This is a genomic window from Methyloversatilis sp. NSM2, assembly GCF_038066675.1.
Classification (GTDB): Bacteria; Pseudomonadota; Gammaproteobacteria; order Burkholderiales; family Rhodocyclaceae; genus Methyloversatilis; species Methyloversatilis discipulorum_A.
The window spans coordinates 1,331,328-1,346,701 of sequence record NZ_JBBUKV010000001.1; the positions used below are offsets into that span (position 1 = coordinate 1,331,328).

The window sequence follows — 15,374 nt, forward strand, 5'->3', positions numbered from 1 at the left end:
CTTTCTTGTCTTGTCCGGCGTCTGTCGACCGCTCCCGGTACGACAGCCAGGTCGGGCACAATGCGCGCCTTGCGTTTCAGCCCGTATGGACACCCGATGTCGAAAAACGATCTCGACAGTTTTGTTTCCGCCGTCGCGGCCGGTGCATTGATTCCCGAGCCCGCCACGATGTTCAACCCCTGGGGCGATCACGACCCGCTGCACGACACCGGTCCGGACGCACCGCGCATCCGCGCCGACCACCTGCAGCGCTATCTGGCCGCCCGGCTCGGGCGCGCCCGCGTGCTGCTGATCGCCGAAGCGCCGAGCTACAGCGGCGCCAAGTTCTCCGGCATGGCGATGACCAGCGAGCGCGACGTGCTGGCCGCCCATGCCGCCGGCCGCGGCAGCGACTATTTCGACGGCGGCTTCCAGCGCACCAGCCGCGTGCTGCCGCAGCTGAAGAACACCGACGGCATGCTGGAGCGGACTGCCAGCATCGTCTGGGCCGCGATGGCCGGCAATGGCTGGGCACCGACCGATTTCGTGCTGTGGAACGCGGTCGCCTACCACCCGCACGACGCCGGCCGGCCGCTGACCAACCGTGCGCCGAGCGTGAGCGAACGGCGCGCGCTGCGCCCGCTGCTGGAACAGTTCCTCGCCCTCTTCCCCGGCGTGCCGCGGCTGGCCATCGGCCGCATCTGCCAGCACAGCCTGGCCGACATGGGCATCGACGCGCTGCCGGCGCGGCATCCGAGCTACGGCGGCGCGCCGGAGTTCCGCGCCGCGGTAGCCGACCTGCGCGCCCGGCTTACTGCCTGATCAGCTTGACGAAACTGTCGGGCGGCGACTCGAAATTGCTGCGCCAGGGGTTGATGTCGAGCCCGCCGCGACGCGTGTAGCAGGCGCACACGGTCAGCAGTTCGGGCTGGCAGCGCGCCATCACGTCCATGTAGATGCGTTCGACGCAGTGCTCGTGGAAATCGGCGTGATTGCGGAAGGACACGATGTAGCGCAACAGCCCGGCGCGGTCGATCTTCGGTCCGCGGTAGCGCAGTTGCAGCGACGCCCAGTCCGGCTGCAGCGTGACCGGGCAGTTGGACTTCAGCAGATCGGAGCGCAGCGTTTCCTCGACCGTGTCGCCGCTGGCGGACAGCAGCGCGGCGTCCGGCTGGTAGCGGTCGCAGACGATGTCCAGGCCGTCGATCGACTCGCCCACCATCTGCGTCTGCACCGGCGGCACGCCGTCCGGCGCATACATCTGCACCGTCACGCCGGACTGGCAGGCAGCCGACAGATCGGTCTCGATCAGCGCGCGCACCGCTTCCAGCGAACTCATGCGTTCGTTGTTGTAGCCGTTCAGGTAGAGCTTGAGCGACTTCGACTCGACGATGTGGCTGCTGTCGGCCGGAATGTCGAAGCGGCCGATCGCGACTTCAGGCTTGCCCTGCGGGTTGAGCCAGGAAATCTCCCAGGCGTGCCAGCGATCGACGCCGCCGAAGGGCAGCGTCTGCGCAGCGATGCCCAGCGCCGCGCGCGACGCCTCGCGCGGCATCGGGAACAGCAGGCCGGCGTCGTAACTGTCCGGATAGTCCGTCGCGTGGCCGAGGCCGGATCCGCTCGCCGGGTGCGTCATCACTGCCCCATCGCCGCGCGTATCAGCGCGGCCGCGTCGGTGTTACCGGCCTTCATCGCCCAGTCGAGTGCGGTCTCGCCGTCGCGGCCGCGGATGCGCGCGTCGGCGCGTGCGGCCAGCAGCACCTTCACCGATTCGATATTGGCCTTGGCCGCCAGCATCAGCGCGGTGGCGCCGTTGGGCGCCGGCGCGTCGACCGGCGCACCGTGCGCGATCAGCGCCTTCAGCACCGCCGTGTGCCCCTGCATCGCCGCGTAGTGCAGCGCCGACCAGCCCTGGGTATTGACCGGATTGGCGCCAGCCGCGAGCAGCTGGTCGACCACGGCAACGTGGCCGTTGAAAGCGGCCACCGCCAGCGCGGTTTCGCCGACCGCGTTGACCGCCTCGACCTTGGCGCGGCGTGCCAGCAGCGCCTTGACGAGGTCGGTGTAGCCGTTGCGCGCAGCGATGATGAGCAGCGTCTCGCCACGCGGATCGACCGAATTCACGTCCAGGCCACGGTCGATGAAACTGGCCACCTTGCCGGTGTCGCCAAGGTTGGCGGCATTGATCAGGTCGTCGTACGCGGCGGCCGACACGCCGCTGGCGCCGGCCAGACCGAGAACGAAACCGAGCAGTGCGATGCGCAGCGCCTTCATGCGGCCACCTCCTCGCGGCCGGCCAGACGCGCGGCGTCGTGGAACAGGCGGAAGAAGTTGTCGGTGGTGACGCGACCGACCTCCTCCACCGTCATGCCACGCACCTTCGCCAGTTCGGCGGCGACGTGCGGCACATAGGCGGGCTCATTCATCTTGCCGCGGTAGGGCACCGGCGCCAGATAGGGCGAATCGGTCTCGATCAGCATCGACGCCAGCGGGATGGCCTTGGCTACGTCGCGCAACTGCTGTGCGTTCTTGAAGGTGACGATGCCAGAGAAGGAAATGCAGAAGCCCATGTCGATCGCCGCTTCGGCCACTTCGAGCGTTTCGGTGAAGCAGTGCATGACGCCGCCCACCTCGTGCGCGCGTTCCTCGCGCATGATGGCCAGCGTGTCCTCGGCCGACGAACGGGTGTGGATGATGAGCGGCTTGCCGCACTCGCGCGCGGCGCGGATGTGCGTGCGAAAGCGCTTGCGCTGCCATTCGAGGTCGCCGGTCAGGCGGAAGTAGTCGAGCCCGGTTTCACCGATGGCGACCACGCGCGGATGGGCGGACATGTCGACCAGCTGCGCCACGTCCGGCTCGGTCACGTCCTCGTAATCGGGGTGCACGCCGAGCGAGGCGAACACGTTGGCGTGTCGCTCGGCCATGCCGGTGACGCGCGGCCACTGTTCGATATTGACCGACACGCACAGTGCGTGGCTGACCTGCTGCCCCTGCATATTGGCAAGCACTTCGGCCTCGCGCGCGGCGAGGTCGGGGAAATCGATGTGGCAGTGTGAGTCGATGAACATGAAAAACCGTTGTGGATCAATACTGAATCAGAGCGTATGGGTCTGTCGCGACGAACCGAGGTAGCCGCCGACCACCTGTTCGATCTTGGCCCGCGCCGACTTGCTGCTTTCGTCCTCGCCGAAGCGCAGGCCTATGCCCTGCTGCTTGCCGCCCTGCGCGTCGGCCGGCGTCACCCAGGCCACCGTGCCCTGGATGGGCAGCTTTGCCGGATCTTCCATCAGCTGCAGCAGCAGGAACACTTCGTCGCCCAGACGGTAGGCGCGGTTGGTCGGCAGGAAGATGCCGCCGCCCTTCAGGAAAGGCATGTAGGCCGCATAGAGCACCGATTTCGACGTCACCGCCAGCGACAGCACGCTGCGCCGGTTACCCGACTGGATATGCGGATCGCTCATGACAGCCTCCCTTTTCGTGCGCTCAGCGTTGCGACCGGAACAGACGGGCGTAACGGATGAGCATGTCTTCGAGGAACAGGCGCGCATTCAGCGGGTGATGCGCCAGCGCCCGCACCTTCAGCAATTCATTGTACCCACGCAGGACAGTGCCCACGTCGCTGCGTTCCGCCAGCTGCCCGAGCTGGGCGCGTCGGCCGACGAATACCCGCGGCTCGCCGGCCTGCGCCAGCAGCACGAGGTCGGCCAGCCAGCGCTGCAGCCAGGTGACCAGCGTCGGCAGATCGGTCAGGCCCGGTTCGCCCTTCTTGCGCCCCTTGAGCCAGCCGTCCCAGCGCGCGGCGACTTCCAGCGGCGCGCTCAGCGCGTGCTTCGATACATCATCGACAAACTGGGCCTGGATTTGAGCATCCTTCGAACTGGCGAGGTCGCGCGCATGCAGTGGCGAGCCTGCGCACAGCGCCAGGGCATCCCCGGCATCGCGCACGCCCTGGGCTGCGAGCCAGGCCAGCGACTGTTCGATGGGCGGCTGCTGGAAGGACAGCACGCGGGTGCGGCTGCGTATCGTCGGCAGCAGCTTTCGAGGATGGTCTGTTATAAGTAAAAACAATGTCTTGGGTGGCGGCTCTTCAAGTGATTTGAGAAGAGCGTTCGCGGCGTCGACGTTCATCGCTTCGGCCGGATACAGCAGCACCACGCGATAGCCGCCCTGGTGCGAGCCAACGCCCAGACGATCGGTCACCGCCCGCACCTGGGCAATGCGGATCAGTTTCGATTTCGCCTTGCCGTCACCGTCGTCGGACGCCGCCTCGTCACCCTCGTCGGCCTCGTCGTCGAGCGCCTCCGGCCGCACGACCAGCCAGTCCGGGTGGTTGTCGGTGGCGATCAGCCGGCAGGACGCGCATTCGCCGCAGGCTGCCTGTTCGCCGCGCGCCCGCTCGCACAGCATGCGCGCCGCCAGCGCTTCGGCGAATTCGCGCTTGCCCAGGCCGGCCGGCCCGGCCAGCAGCAGCGCGTGCGGCATCCGTTCGGCCAGCGCCATCAACTGCGACCACTGCGGTTTGCACCAGTCGTAAATCATTCAGGAACAGTACCTTGAAAGAATTTCTTCAAGTTGAATGGAAACTTCTTCCGGGGTCCGCGCAGCGTCGAGCACCTGCATGCGTCGCGGGTCGGCCTTGGCGCGCGCGAGGTAGGCGGCACGCACCCGGTTGAAGAAATCCGACTGTTCGCGCTCGAAGCGGTCCGGGTCGCCACCGCTGGCCGCCAGTCTTTGCGCCGCCACCTCGCAGGGCAGATCGAAAAGCAGCGTGAGTCCGGGCTGCAGACCGCGCTGTACCCAGGTTTCGAGCGCTTCGAGCCGCGCCGTGTCCAGTCCGCGACCGCCGCCCTGGTAGGCGAAGCTGGCGTCGGTGAAGCGGTCGCACAGCACCCACTCCCCGCGCGCCAGCGCGGGTTCGATCACCTGCGCAAGGTGTTCGCGGCGGGCGGCAAACATCAGCAGGGCTTCGGTATCCGGGTGCATGGCCTGGTGCAGCAGCAGCGCGCGCAGCGACTCGCCCAAAGGGGTACCGCCCGGTTCGCGGGTAAGCAGCACCGCATGACCGCGTGCGCGCAGCCAGTCGGCGGTGCGGGCGATCTGCGTGCTCTTGCCTGCACCGTCCATGCCTTCGAAGGTGATGAAGCGGGTGTTGTGCATCGGGTTCGGATGAATGGGAATGATGGGTGACAGCCGGCTTCAGTTGCGTGCAGCGCGCGCCGGCCGCCGCTGGTAGCGATCGACCGCGCTGTTGTGCTCGGCCAGCGTCTTCGAGAACACGCTGCTGCCGTCGCCGCGCGCGACGAAGTAATAGTAACGGGTGGGCGCCGGATTCAACGCCGCTTCGATCGATGCGCGCCCGGGCGCGGCAATCGGCGTCGGCGGCAGGCCACGCCGCAGATAGGTGTTGTAGGGGCCGTCGGTCTGCAGGTGCGCGCGCGTCAGATTGCCGTCGAAGCGCTCGCCCAGCCCGTAGATCACGGTGGGGTCGGTCTGCAGCGGCATGCCGGCACGCAGCCGGTTCACGAATACCGACGCCACCTTGTCGCGATCGGCCGCGGCGCCGGTTTCCTTCTCGACGATGGACGCCATGATCAGCGCGTCCTGCAGCGAGGCGTAGGGCAGATCGGGCGCGCGCGCCGCCCAGGCCTGTTCCAGTTGCGCGCGCATCGCATGATGGGCGCGCTTCAGTATCGACAGGTCACTGTCGCCGGCGGCAAACAGATAGGTGTCCGGAAAGAACCAGCCCTCGACGAAAGTGGCGTCGCTGCCGAGCTGGGCCAACAGTTCGGCGTCGGACAGCGCGGCGGCGTCCTGCTTCAGGTCGGGACTGGCGGCCAGCGCAGTGCGGATCTGCTTCAGGGTCCAGCCCTCGATGAAGCGTACCTCGCGCATGCTCACATCGCCGCGCGTCATCATGCCCAGCAGTTCGAGCGGCGTGACGCCGCTGTTGAAGGCGTAGCTGCCGGCCTGCAGCCGGGTGCCATCGACCGCGACGCGGCCGATCAGGCCGAGCAGGCGGCCATCGACCGGAACACCCGCCGCCTCGATCTGGCGCGCCGCCTGGCGCAGCGCGGTACCCGGGCGCAGCGTGTATTCGACGGCATCGCCGCTCCACTGCAGCGGGCGCTGCGCGTACCAGACCAGTGCGGCACCGATCAGCGCGGCGACTACAGCCAGAAGAAGGAACAGACGGACAAGCAGACGGGTCATGCGAAAGAGGCGGGAACGCGCAGGCAGCACGCGCGGCCCCGTATGTTAACCTTTTCGGCAATCTCTCCTGCCTACGGATTTCGCAACATCATGATGCTTGACGACCTCATCCCCTCCGGCACTGCAGCCGACGACGGCCAGTTCCCCGCCATGCAGGACGCCGCCGCCGAAATGCGCGCCGCGCAGCAGGGCACGGTGCTGGTGCCGCTGACCCATCTCGCCCGGCTGCGCGCCGACGGCGAGGACGCCGCCACCTTCCTGCACAACCTGATGACCAACGACGTCAAGGGCCTGCCGGCCGACGGCGTGCGCAGCGCCGGTTTCTGCACCGCCAAGGGGCGTCTGCTCGCCACCTTCACGATGTGGCGCGACGGCGACGCGACGGTGCTGCAGCTGCCGCGCGCGCTGGCCGAACCGATGCGCAAGAAGCTGTCGATGTACATCCTGCGCTCCAAGGCCACGCTGACCGACGCGACCGGCGCGATGCCCGCGCTCGGACTGGCCGGCCGCGACGCCGAAGCCGCACTGCAGGCGGCCGATCTGCCGGTTCCGGCGGCACCGATGACACAGGCGGCGGCCGATGGCGTGCGGGTGCTGCGCCTGGCAAACGACCGCTTCGAGATCGTGCTGCCGGCCGACCGCCTCGACGCGGTCTGGAGTGTGCTGTCCAGCCGCGCCACACCTGCCGGCACACCGACCTGGCGCTGGTTCGACATCCGCGACGGTCTGGTCAGCGTATGGCCGGGTACGCAGGAAGAATTCGTGCCGCAGATGGTCAATTTCGAACTGACCGGCGGCGTCAGTTTCAAGAAGGGCTGCTACCCCGGGCAGGAGATCGTCGCCCGCACGCAATACCTCGGCAAGCTGAAGCGCCGCATGTACCGCGCGAGCGCGGACTGTCCGCCACCGGCAGCCGGCACGCCGGTACACGGCGTGGACACGAACGGACAGGCTTGCGGCGTGGTGGTCGATGCGGTCGCGCTGCCGGACGGCGGCTGCGATCTGCTCGCCGTGGTCCAGATGTCGAGCACCGAAGCGGGCGAGGTGCGCATTGGCGGTCTGGACGGGCCGGTGCTGCGCTTCACCGCCCTGCCCTACGCGCTCGGCGAATGACGGTGCGCATCGACTACTACATCTACTACCGCATCGACACCACCCGGGAGGCGGCCCTGCTGGCCGCATTGAGCGCCATGCAGACCTCGCTGCAGGCGGCCACCGGCATCGCCGGCCGCGTGCGCCGCCGGCTGGACGATCCGCAGACCTGGATGGAAGTGTATGAAGGCGTGAACAATCAAAGGCTGTTCGAGCTCGAACTGGGCTGCCACGTGCAGAGCCACGGCCTGCACGACTTCCTGGCGCCGGACAGCGTGCGTCACCTCGAACGCTTCCGCGCCGCCTGACGGACGCCGCCGCAGCCCATGTGTCTCATCGTGCTCGGCTGGAAGCAGCAGCCGGACTGCCCTCTGATCGTGGCCGCCAATCGCGACGAGTTCCACCGTCGTCCGACGGCCGCGCTCGACTTCTGGCCGGATGCGCCACAGGTGCTGGCCGGGCGCGACCTGCAGTCGGGCGGCAGCTGGATGGGCGTGAGCCGCTCTGGCCGCTTCGCTGCCCTGACCAACTACCGCGATCCGTCGACGCAGCGCGCAGATACCCGCTCGCGCGGCGAACTGGTTGCCAGGTTCCTGACCGGCCGGCAGACCGCCAACGAGTACGCCCGCCAGACCTGCAGCGAAGCAGGCGCCTACAACGGCTTCAATCTGCTGCTGTGCGACGGCGACACGCTGGTGTGGGTCGGCCACCGCCACGGTGACGAAGCGCAGTGGCGCGTGCTCGACGACGGCATCCATGCGCTGTCCAACCACCTTCCGGGCACGCCCTGGCCCAAGCTGCTGCGCGCCCGCGACGGCTTTGCGCGGGCACTTGCGCAGGAGGACGCCGAAGCGCGTCAGGAAGCACTTTTCGACACGCTGCGTGACGACACGCCGGCCCCTGACGCCGACCTGCCGGACACCGGTGTCGGTCTTGAATGGGAGCGCCGCCTGTCACCGGTCTTCATTGCCGGCGAGGAGTACGGCACCCGGTCGAGCACCGTGCTGACAATGTGCCGCAGCCGTATCGACGTCGAGGAGCGCTGCTACGGCCCGGGCGGACGCGCGGACGGCAGACGCCGCATCGCGATCGATCGCTGAACGCTCGCGGACACCGGCGGTCAGTCAAGTTTGAAGGCAGAATGCCGACAACAGGCCGACACTGCCCGCCGTCGCCTCCACCCCCTCCAACCCTGCAGCAGCGGCGGGTGAAATGATGATTGGCAGCACTCCGCTACGGACACGTGCAGCATGACTTCCACGATCGCAGCCCCACTGCCGCCCGACGAACACGAACGCCTGCAGGCGCTGCAGGCCTGCCGGCTGCTCGACACGCCGCCCGAACCGGCGTTCGACGATCTGGCGCGCATCGCCTCGCAGCTCTGCGGCACCCCGATCGCGCTGGTCAGCCTGGTCGACCAGGACCGCCAATGGTTCAAGTCGCGCATCGGCCTCGACGCCACCGAAACACCGCGCGAACAGGCCTTCTGCGCACACGCCATCCTGAAGCGCGAGGTGCTGGTGGTGCCCGATGCGACGATGGACGCGCGCTTCCGCGACAATCCGCTGGTCACCGGCGGGCCGGGCATCCGCTTCTACGCCGGCGCGCCGCTCGAAGTTGCCGATGGCCGGCGCATCGGCACGCTGTGCGTCATCGACACCGTGGCACACGAGCTCGGCGCCGCGCAGCGCGAAGCGCTGGCCGCGCTGGCACGGCAGGTGGTCGCGCAGATCGAACTGCGCCTGCACGTGAGCGAACTGCAGGCTGCACACGAGCGGCAGAACCTGTTCGAACGGCAGTTGCAGCGTTTCAACGCTGAAATGAAGGCGCTGGTCGCCCATCGCACCATCGAACTGAAGGCGGAGCGAGACCGCGCCGAGCTGTACTTCGACATCGCCGGCAACATGATGGTGGTTGCGGACAACGACGGCCGTATCGTGCGCGCCAACCGGATGGCGGCCGAGGTGCTTGGCCGCCCCGGCAGCAGCCTGCCTGGACGCGACTGGTTCGAACTGTGCTTCCCGGAAAACGAGCGTGCCGATGCGCGCGCCTTCTTCGCTCAGCTGGTCAGTGGCGAACGCGACGCGGCACGCCGCTTCCGCGGCCACGTGCTGACGGCCGACGGTCAGTTGCGCGTCGTGTCCTGGCACACCACGCGGCTGCACGACGAACAGGGCGTGACCACCGGCCTGCTCGGCGTTGGTGAGGACATCACGGCGCGGCTGCAGGCGGAGGAACATCTGCAGCGCACGCTCGCCGAACTCGAACGCAGCAATATCGCGCTGCAGCAGTTCGTGCATGTCGCTTCGCACGATCTGCGCGAACCGATCAACTCCATCCTGAACTTCGCCAAGCTGCTCCGGCGTGACGCCAACGAGGCGGATGCCACGCGACGCGAGCGCTACGTGGACTTCATCGTGCGCGGCGGCGAACGGCTGCGGGCGCTGGTGGACGACCTGCTCGCCTTCGTCCGGCTCGATGCGACCGAGGCGCGGATGGACGCGGTCAATCTGGCCGAACTGGTCGAGGACACGCGCCAGTCGCTGGCCGCCGCGATCGCTCGCAGCGGCGCGACGATACGCGTCACACCGCTGCCGGTCATTCGCGGCGACCGCAGCCTGCTGGGCCTGCTGCTGCAGAACGTGATCGACAACGCACTGAAGTTTCACGCGCCCGGTGAGCCGCCGGAAGTCGATATCGCTTACGCCGTGGTCGACGACGAACTGCATGTATCGGTGCGCGACAAGGGCATAGGCATCGCGCCGGAGTTCCAGGAACGCATCTTCGAGGCCTTCCAGCGGCTGCACGCGCAGGCGGAGTACGAGGGCACCGGCCTCGGACTTGCGCTGAGCCGACGCATCGCCGACATGCACCACGGCCGCATCTTCGTCGAGTCGCAGCCCGGCGCTGGCAGCCGCTTCGTGCTGGCATTGCCCGCGAGCTGCCGCATCGGTATCACCTCGCACGCGATGCAGCGGACGGAGATAGCGTGATGCACATATGCCTGATCGGACGCTCGCCATGCCGATGACAGCCCCTTCCATCGAAACTGACGCCACCCCGCGGCCCGTCGCCGCATCTGCGCGCGCGCCTCGACACTGTATGCGCGGCGCCGATCAACCGGGGTTTGCACGATGACGACTGCAGCGCTGCGCACCGTGATGCTGATCGACGACAACGACGCCGACAATTTCTTTCACGGCATGATGATCGAGCGCTCCGGTCTGGCGACTGAGCTGCTGGTGTTCGAGTGGGCGGAAAAGGCATTGGAGTGGTTTCAGGCGCACCCGGGACACGCGGTCGACCTCATCCTGCTCGACATCAACATGCCGCGCATGAATGGCTTCGAGTTTCTCGAACAGTTCCACCGGCTGCCCGCGGCGCAACAGGCGGATGCCCGCGTCTGCATGCTCAGTTCGTCACCGCTGGAAGCCGACCGCGACCGCGCCTTCACCTTCCCGCGCGTGACCGACTTCATCGTCAAGCCGCTGGGGGACGACTTCCTGTCTCAGCTGACCAAGGCCCTCGACATCCGGCGGTGAGCGATGCCGGCCTCGTCGAATACCGGCCCATCGGCAACGAAACCCTGCCGCTCGTAGAAGCGCAGCGCGTGCGTCTGCGCGTGCAGCACCACCTCACGCACGCCGCGCCGCTGCGCCTCGACGAGCAAAGCCTGCAGCAGTGCCCGACCGATGCCTCTTGAGCGGTGCGGCGCGCGCACGGCCATGCGGCCGATGTGGCCGTCCGGCAACAGGCGCCCGCAGCCGACCGGGTGACCGTCGAGCAGCGCCAGCGCATGCACGCTGGTGGCGTCGTCGGCGTCCCACTCCATCTCTTCCGGAACCTGCTGTTCGACGATGAACACTTCGCGCCGTATCGCCTCGAGTGCCGGCGCCATCGACGCCCAGTCACCCAGTTCGACGCTCGGCACGCTCAATCCGTGATGTGGACCGGGGTGCCCGCCGGCACCAGGTCGAACAGTTCGATGATGTCGCGATTGCGCATGCGCACGCAGCCGATCGAACCGGGTACGCCCATCTCCGCCGTATCCGGGCTGCCATGCAGATAGATGTAGCGACGCATCGTATCGACCTCACCCAGCCGGTTCAGGCCCCGCTCGCAGCCAGACAGCCACAGGATGCGCGTCAGTATCCAGTCGCGGCCGGGATGTGCGGCCGCCAGTTCCGGCGACCAAAGTTCGCCGGTCGGACGCCGGCGCACGAACACCGTGTTCGCTGGCGCGCCGGCGCCGATGCGGGCGCGGATGACGTGCCGCCCGCGCGGCGTGCGGAAGCTGCCGCGCTGCTCGCCGGCTCCGTTCTTGGCCGTCGACACCCGATAGCGACGGATCAGCACGCCGCCATCGTCGTACAGGCGCAGCCACTGCGAGCGGATGTCGATGTCGATATGCATCAGGCGGTTTCGATGCGCCGGCGGCGGGCGGCGAAGAAGTCGCTGAGCAGGCGACCGCATTCCTCCGCCAGCACGCCGGACTCGACTTCGGCATGGTGATTGAGCCTGGGCTCGGCGAACAGGTCGGTCACGCTGCCGCAGCATCCGGTCTTCGGGTCGCGCGCGCCGAACACGACGCGCGCGATGCGCGCATGCTGGATCGCACCGCTGCACATCGCGCACGGTTCCAGCGTCACGTACAGGGTGCAGCCGGGCATGCGGTAGTTGGCCAGTGCCTGGCCCGCCGCGCGCAAGGCCATCACTTCGGCATGGGCGGTCGGGTCGTTGGCCATGATGGGGCGATTGAAGCCGCGGCCGACGATCTCGCCGTTGCTGACGACGACGGCGCCCACCGGTACCTCGCCGAGCGATCCCGCCTCACGCGCGAGCGCCAGCGCCTCGTTCATGAAGAGCAGATCGGCGTCGCTGCTCATGATCGGCCCTCAGGCCGCATCGGCCTTGCGCACGCCGAAGCGCAGCATCGAATCGACACCGATGATGAGGATGAGCGCACTGATGAACAGCACCATGCCGGCGAAGCCATGCAGGAAGCCCTGCCCCGCCTCGTCACCGAAATGGTAGGTAATCAGCGTCAGTACGATGACGCGAATCACGTTGGCGCAGAAGGAAATCGGCACGATCAGGATGGCGAGCGTCACATTGCGTGCAAACGAGTCGTGACGGACCAGATTCAGGTAGAGCAGGCCCAGCGCCTCAAGCGTGAACAGCGAGTGCAGGCCGGCGCAGGCATCTGCCACCAGCAACTGGTACTGGCCGATAACCAGGATGACGCCAGTGCGTGCGATCGGATAGCCCAGCGCGTACAGCAGATGCTCGGCTGCCCACGACACCCCCATCTTCATCGGCTGCGTCACCGCGTCGACCAGGATGCCGGGCAGCGGAATCATGAACAGCATGAAGAACAGCGGGAACCACAGACGCAGCAGGGTCGCCCGCCCGAAGAACACCAGTATCAGACCGGCGATCATCGGGATCAGGGAACCGATCTCGAAGATCAGGATGTCTTGCGAGCGGCCAAGGATATAGAACAGCAGCGATGCAACCACCAGCGGCCAGCCCAGCACAGGCGCAGGCGCAGGTTGGATTTCGTCGGCTATGCCGTTCCACTTCGTGTAGAGCAGCCACAACGCAACGGCGAGCACGATGGGGCCGTGCGCGTTCTCGTCGGTGCTCCAGATGCCGTTGAACAGATCATGAAAGCTGGGGCCGTACATCGCGGCCATACCGGCCAGCACAATCCAGAACGGCGCCCAGCCGAATGACAGCGCGTGGGCGCCGAGACGCATGGAGTGCGGAGAAGACATGCTGGAGGCGCTCACCGAATGATCGTTTCCGTTCTGACCGGCCCGATCAGGGCTCGTTCATCACCGAGCCGACGACGGTCGCGCTGGCGGTGATCAGTTCGTCGGCCAGGCGACGCAGGCGCGAGGCGCGGCTCACGTTCTTGCGCGCCACCATCAGCGCACCGCTCGCACGTACGGCGATGGTCTGCGCGTCGGCGTACTCGGCTCCGGCGGGCGTGTCGATCAGGATGACGTCGAAGTCCTTCGACAGCTGCCCCAGCAACTGGCTGAACACGGGCCGCGACAGCAGTTCCTGCGGGTTCGGCGGCACTGCACCGGCCGGCATCACGCACAGGTCGAGCAGCGCCGGCACGCGCTGCACCGCGTCAGGACCACCGCGCCCGGCCAGCGTCTCCGACAGACCGACCCGGTTGCTGACCGAGAACAGCGTGTGCTGCCGCGGATTGCGCATGTCGGCGTCGATCAGCAGCGTACGCTCGCCCAACTGCGAAAACACGACGGCCAGATTGGCGGCGATGAAGCTGCGGCCCTCGCCACGCTCCGGACTGACGATGGCCAGCGTCTTGCGCTCGGCTTCGGCATCGAACCAGCGCAGCATGAGCTGACTGCGCAGTGCGCGCAGTTCTTCCACCTGGTGGGTGAAGGGGCGATAGGCCGCGATCACCTCGTCGCTGACCGCGCTTTCGCCGGCCTGCAGGAAGGGGTAGTCAAACTGGCGCGACAGCGCGAACTGGATGTCGGATTCCTTCAGCAGGCCGAGCGAGATCGCCGCGTCGCCGAAGCGCAGGCCGCGCTCGCGCTGCGCACGCAGGATGCGTTCGGCGCCGTCCGGGCTCAAGCGGCCAGCGTCGATCAGGATGGCGCCGATGGCCCGCCCGGACCCTGTATCAATGGAAGTGGGTGCGTTCATGGTGATGTCCTTCAGGCGGTGGCCGCACGGGCGCGTTTGGCGCCCTTGTTGAACTTGACGGTCGAGATCAGGCCGAGCACCGGCACACCGAGCAGTTGCTGCAGATCGTCGTCACCGCGCACGCGCTGATCCAGCAGTTCGAGCAGCAATACGGTACCGACCGCCAGCAGCACGCCGAGGAAGATGGCGACCAGCGTGTTCAGCAGCAGGTTGGGGCTGGAGTGCTCGACCGGTGCGATCGCCGGCGTCAGCACGACGATATTGGTCTGCGTGGTCTGGCTTTCGAGGCTGGTCTGGGTGAAACGCTGGGCCACGGCGTCGTAGGCACGCTGTGCGCTCTCGACCTCGCGCTGCAGGACGGCCAGGTCGTCGCGCTGCTTCTTCAATTCGAGCACGCGGTTCTTCTGCGCCGCCAGTGCTGCCCGCACTTCGGCCTCGCGCTGCACGTTCACGCGGTTGCTGGTGCTGAGCGTGCTGGCCACCTTCTTCATTTCGGCATCGAGCTTGCTGCGCAGGGTATCGACTTCGCCCTGGGCGCGCTGGTACTCCGGGTGGTTGCGACCGAAGCGCTGGCTCATTTCATTCAGCCTCGACTCGCCGCGCGCCAGTTCCGACTTCAGACCGATGATGAGCGAGTTCTGCTGCACTTCAGGCAGCGTTTCGATCTGCGACTGGCTGACCTGCGCCTGGCGCGACGAGCTGTCGCTGCGCTGCGCCTGGATCGCGGTGTACTGGCTGGAGAGCTCGGCCAGGCGCGCGCTCTCGATGTCGAGACGCTCGTCGGTGTTGACGATGCCGGTTTCCTGCTGGAAGGCCGACAGCTTGCTCTGTGCCTGTTCGAGGTTTTCGCGCAGCGCCTTGGACTGACCGGCGAACCAGTTCGCGTACTGCTTGGCCGGTTCGATCTTCAGTTCGAGGTTGGTGTCGATGTATGCCTGTGCGAAGGCGTTCGCGACAGCCGCGGAAAACGCCGGATCCTGGCCACTGAATGCGATCGACAGCACGTTAGAGTCGCGCGACGGCTTGACGTCGAGCTTCTTCTTCAACAGATCGGCGAAGTAGGCGTCCATCGAGCCCTGTCCGTCGGTCGCTTCGCGCCACTGTTCGACCGCCTGCGCACTCTTCTCGAAACCCAGCATGCGCACTACGCGCTGGGCGACGCGGTCCGAGGTGACGATATCCACCTGGGTCGCCATGTAGCCTGGCGTCACCAGCGCCGGCAGCGTGACGCCAAGGATGGGATCGGGCGACTTCACGTCGATCAGCACCGAGGTGGCTGAAGTGTATTGCTTGGGCAGCACCAGACTGACCACCACCGTGGTGGCGACGACGACCAGAAGCACGGCCAGGCCGACCAGCCAGCGCGCACGCAGAATGAGCAGGAATTGCTGAAACGTCATGGAATC

Annotated in this window: 19 protein-coding genes; 6 read left to right on the forward strand and 13 right to left on the reverse strand. The window is 67.2% G+C overall.

Annotated features, from left to right (window positions below):
- Positions 1–96 precede the first annotated feature (96 nt).
- Positions 97–801, forward strand: coding sequence for a uracil-DNA glycosylase (locus WJU27_RS06050; protein ID WP_304001278.1), 705 nt, complete (start codon positions 97–99; stop codon positions 799–801).
- On the opposite strand, the gene queF is transcribed toward WJU27_RS06050, so the two are convergent.
- Genes queF through mltG form a run of 7 tightly spaced genes read right to left on the reverse strand, consistent with a single transcriptional unit; the run spans position 791 to position 6,189 of the window.
- Positions 791–1,615 (reverse strand): NADPH-dependent 7-cyano-7-deazaguanine reductase QueF, encoded by an 825-nt coding sequence (queF, locus tag WJU27_RS06055; RefSeq protein ID WP_296811190.1) that lies wholly within the window; start codon positions 1,613–1,615, stop codon positions 791–793. The genes WJU27_RS06050 and queF overlap by 11 nt on opposite strands.
- Positions 1,615–2,253 carry an ankyrin repeat domain-containing protein gene (locus tag WJU27_RS06060; protein ID WP_341421442.1) on the reverse strand — a complete coding sequence of 213 codons (639 nt, stop codon included), beginning with the start codon at positions 2,251–2,253 and terminating at the stop codon, positions 1,615–1,617. The genes queF and WJU27_RS06060 overlap by 1 nt, the downstream gene beginning before the upstream one ends.
- Positions 2,250–3,047, reverse strand: coding sequence for a TatD family hydrolase (locus tag WJU27_RS06065; protein WP_341421443.1), 798 nt, complete (start codon positions 3,045–3,047; stop codon positions 2,250–2,252). Before WJU27_RS06065 ends, WJU27_RS06060 begins: the two co-directional genes overlap by 4 nt.
- 27 nt (positions 3,048–3,074) lie before the next feature.
- Positions 3,075–3,440, reverse strand: coding sequence for a PilZ domain-containing protein (locus WJU27_RS06070; RefSeq protein WP_020164483.1), 366 nt, complete (start codon positions 3,438–3,440; stop codon positions 3,075–3,077).
- A 22-nt stretch (positions 3,441–3,462) separates the two neighbouring features.
- Complete coding sequence (gene holB / locus WJU27_RS06075) at positions 3,463–4,518, reverse strand: DNA polymerase III subunit delta' (RefSeq protein WP_304009128.1); 1,056 nt, start codon at positions 4,516–4,518, stop codon at positions 3,463–3,465.
- On the reverse strand, positions 4,519–5,136 hold the full coding sequence (gene tmk / locus WJU27_RS06080; protein ID WP_341421444.1) for a dTMP kinase: 618 nt from the start codon (positions 5,134–5,136) through the stop codon (positions 4,519–4,521).
- A gap of 39 nt (positions 5,137–5,175) precedes the next feature.
- Complete coding sequence (gene mltG, locus WJU27_RS06085) at positions 5,176–6,189, reverse strand: endolytic transglycosylase MltG (RefSeq protein ID WP_341421445.1); 1,014 nt, start codon at positions 6,187–6,189, stop codon at positions 5,176–5,178.
- A 90-nt stretch (positions 6,190–6,279) separates the two neighbouring features.
- On the opposite strand from mltG, the gene ygfZ reads away from it, so the two are divergent.
- The 5 genes from ygfZ to WJU27_RS06110 all read left to right on the forward strand — a co-directional run bounded on the left by ygfZ (position 6,280) and on the right by WJU27_RS06110 (position 10,823).
- Positions 6,280–7,302: a CAF17-like 4Fe-4S cluster assembly/insertion protein YgfZ gene (ygfZ, locus tag WJU27_RS06090; RefSeq protein WP_341421446.1), complete on the forward strand. Its 1,023-nt coding sequence runs from the start codon at positions 6,280–6,282 to the stop codon at positions 7,300–7,302.
- A complete protein-coding gene (locus WJU27_RS06095) occupies positions 7,299–7,589 on the forward strand; it encodes a DUF4936 family protein (RefSeq protein ID WP_296811170.1) in 291 nt (96 codons plus the stop codon). The genes ygfZ and WJU27_RS06095 overlap by 4 nt, the downstream gene beginning before the upstream one ends.
- 18 nt (positions 7,590–7,607) lie before the next feature.
- Positions 7,608–8,381 carry an NRDE family protein gene (locus tag WJU27_RS06100; protein ID WP_341421447.1) on the forward strand — a complete coding sequence of 258 codons (774 nt, stop codon included), beginning with the start codon at positions 7,608–7,610 and terminating at the stop codon, positions 8,379–8,381.
- Between the two features lie 150 nt (positions 8,382–8,531).
- A complete protein-coding gene (locus WJU27_RS06105; RefSeq protein WP_341421448.1) occupies positions 8,532–10,274 on the forward strand; it encodes a sensor histidine kinase in 1,743 nt (580 codons plus the stop codon).
- 141 nt (positions 10,275–10,415) lie between these two features.
- A complete protein-coding gene (locus WJU27_RS06110) occupies positions 10,416–10,823 on the forward strand; it encodes a response regulator (RefSeq protein ID WP_341421449.1) in 408 nt (135 codons plus the stop codon).
- Here the strand turns inward: WJU27_RS06110 and WJU27_RS06115 are convergent.
- From WJU27_RS06115 to epsF, 6 genes are all read right to left on the reverse strand, one after another.
- On the reverse strand, positions 10,790–11,212 hold the full coding sequence (locus WJU27_RS06115; RefSeq protein ID WP_341421450.1) for a GNAT family N-acetyltransferase: 423 nt from the start codon (positions 11,210–11,212) through the stop codon (positions 10,790–10,792). The genes WJU27_RS06110 and WJU27_RS06115 overlap by 34 nt on opposite strands.
- A gap of 2 nt (positions 11,213–11,214) precedes the next feature.
- Positions 11,215–11,694, reverse strand: a complete 480-nt coding sequence (locus WJU27_RS06120; RefSeq protein ID WP_341421451.1) for a L,D-transpeptidase — start codon at positions 11,692–11,694, stop codon at positions 11,215–11,217.
- Entirely contained in the window at positions 11,694–12,167 is a 474-nt protein-coding gene (gene tadA / locus WJU27_RS06125) for a tRNA adenosine(34) deaminase TadA (protein WP_020164472.1), read from the reverse strand. Before tadA ends, WJU27_RS06120 begins: the two co-directional genes overlap by 1 nt.
- Before the next feature lie 9 nt (positions 12,168–12,176).
- A complete protein-coding gene (gene xrtB, locus WJU27_RS06130) occupies positions 12,177–13,040 on the reverse strand; it encodes an exosortase B (RefSeq protein ID WP_020164471.1) in 864 nt (287 codons plus the stop codon).
- Between the two features lie 64 nt (positions 13,041–13,104).
- The gene (gene epsG, locus WJU27_RS06135) at positions 13,105–13,968 is read right to left on the reverse strand and encodes a chain length determinant protein tyrosine kinase EpsG (RefSeq protein WP_019918454.1); all 864 of its coding nucleotides are present in this window, start codon (positions 13,966–13,968) and stop codon (positions 13,105–13,107) included.
- Positions 13,969–13,979: 11 nt separating this feature from the next.
- Complete coding sequence (epsF, locus tag WJU27_RS06140) at positions 13,980–15,368, reverse strand: chain length determinant protein EpsF (protein WP_020164470.1); 1,389 nt, start codon at positions 15,366–15,368, stop codon at positions 13,980–13,982.
- Between the last annotated feature and the right edge of the window lie 6 nt (positions 15,369–15,374).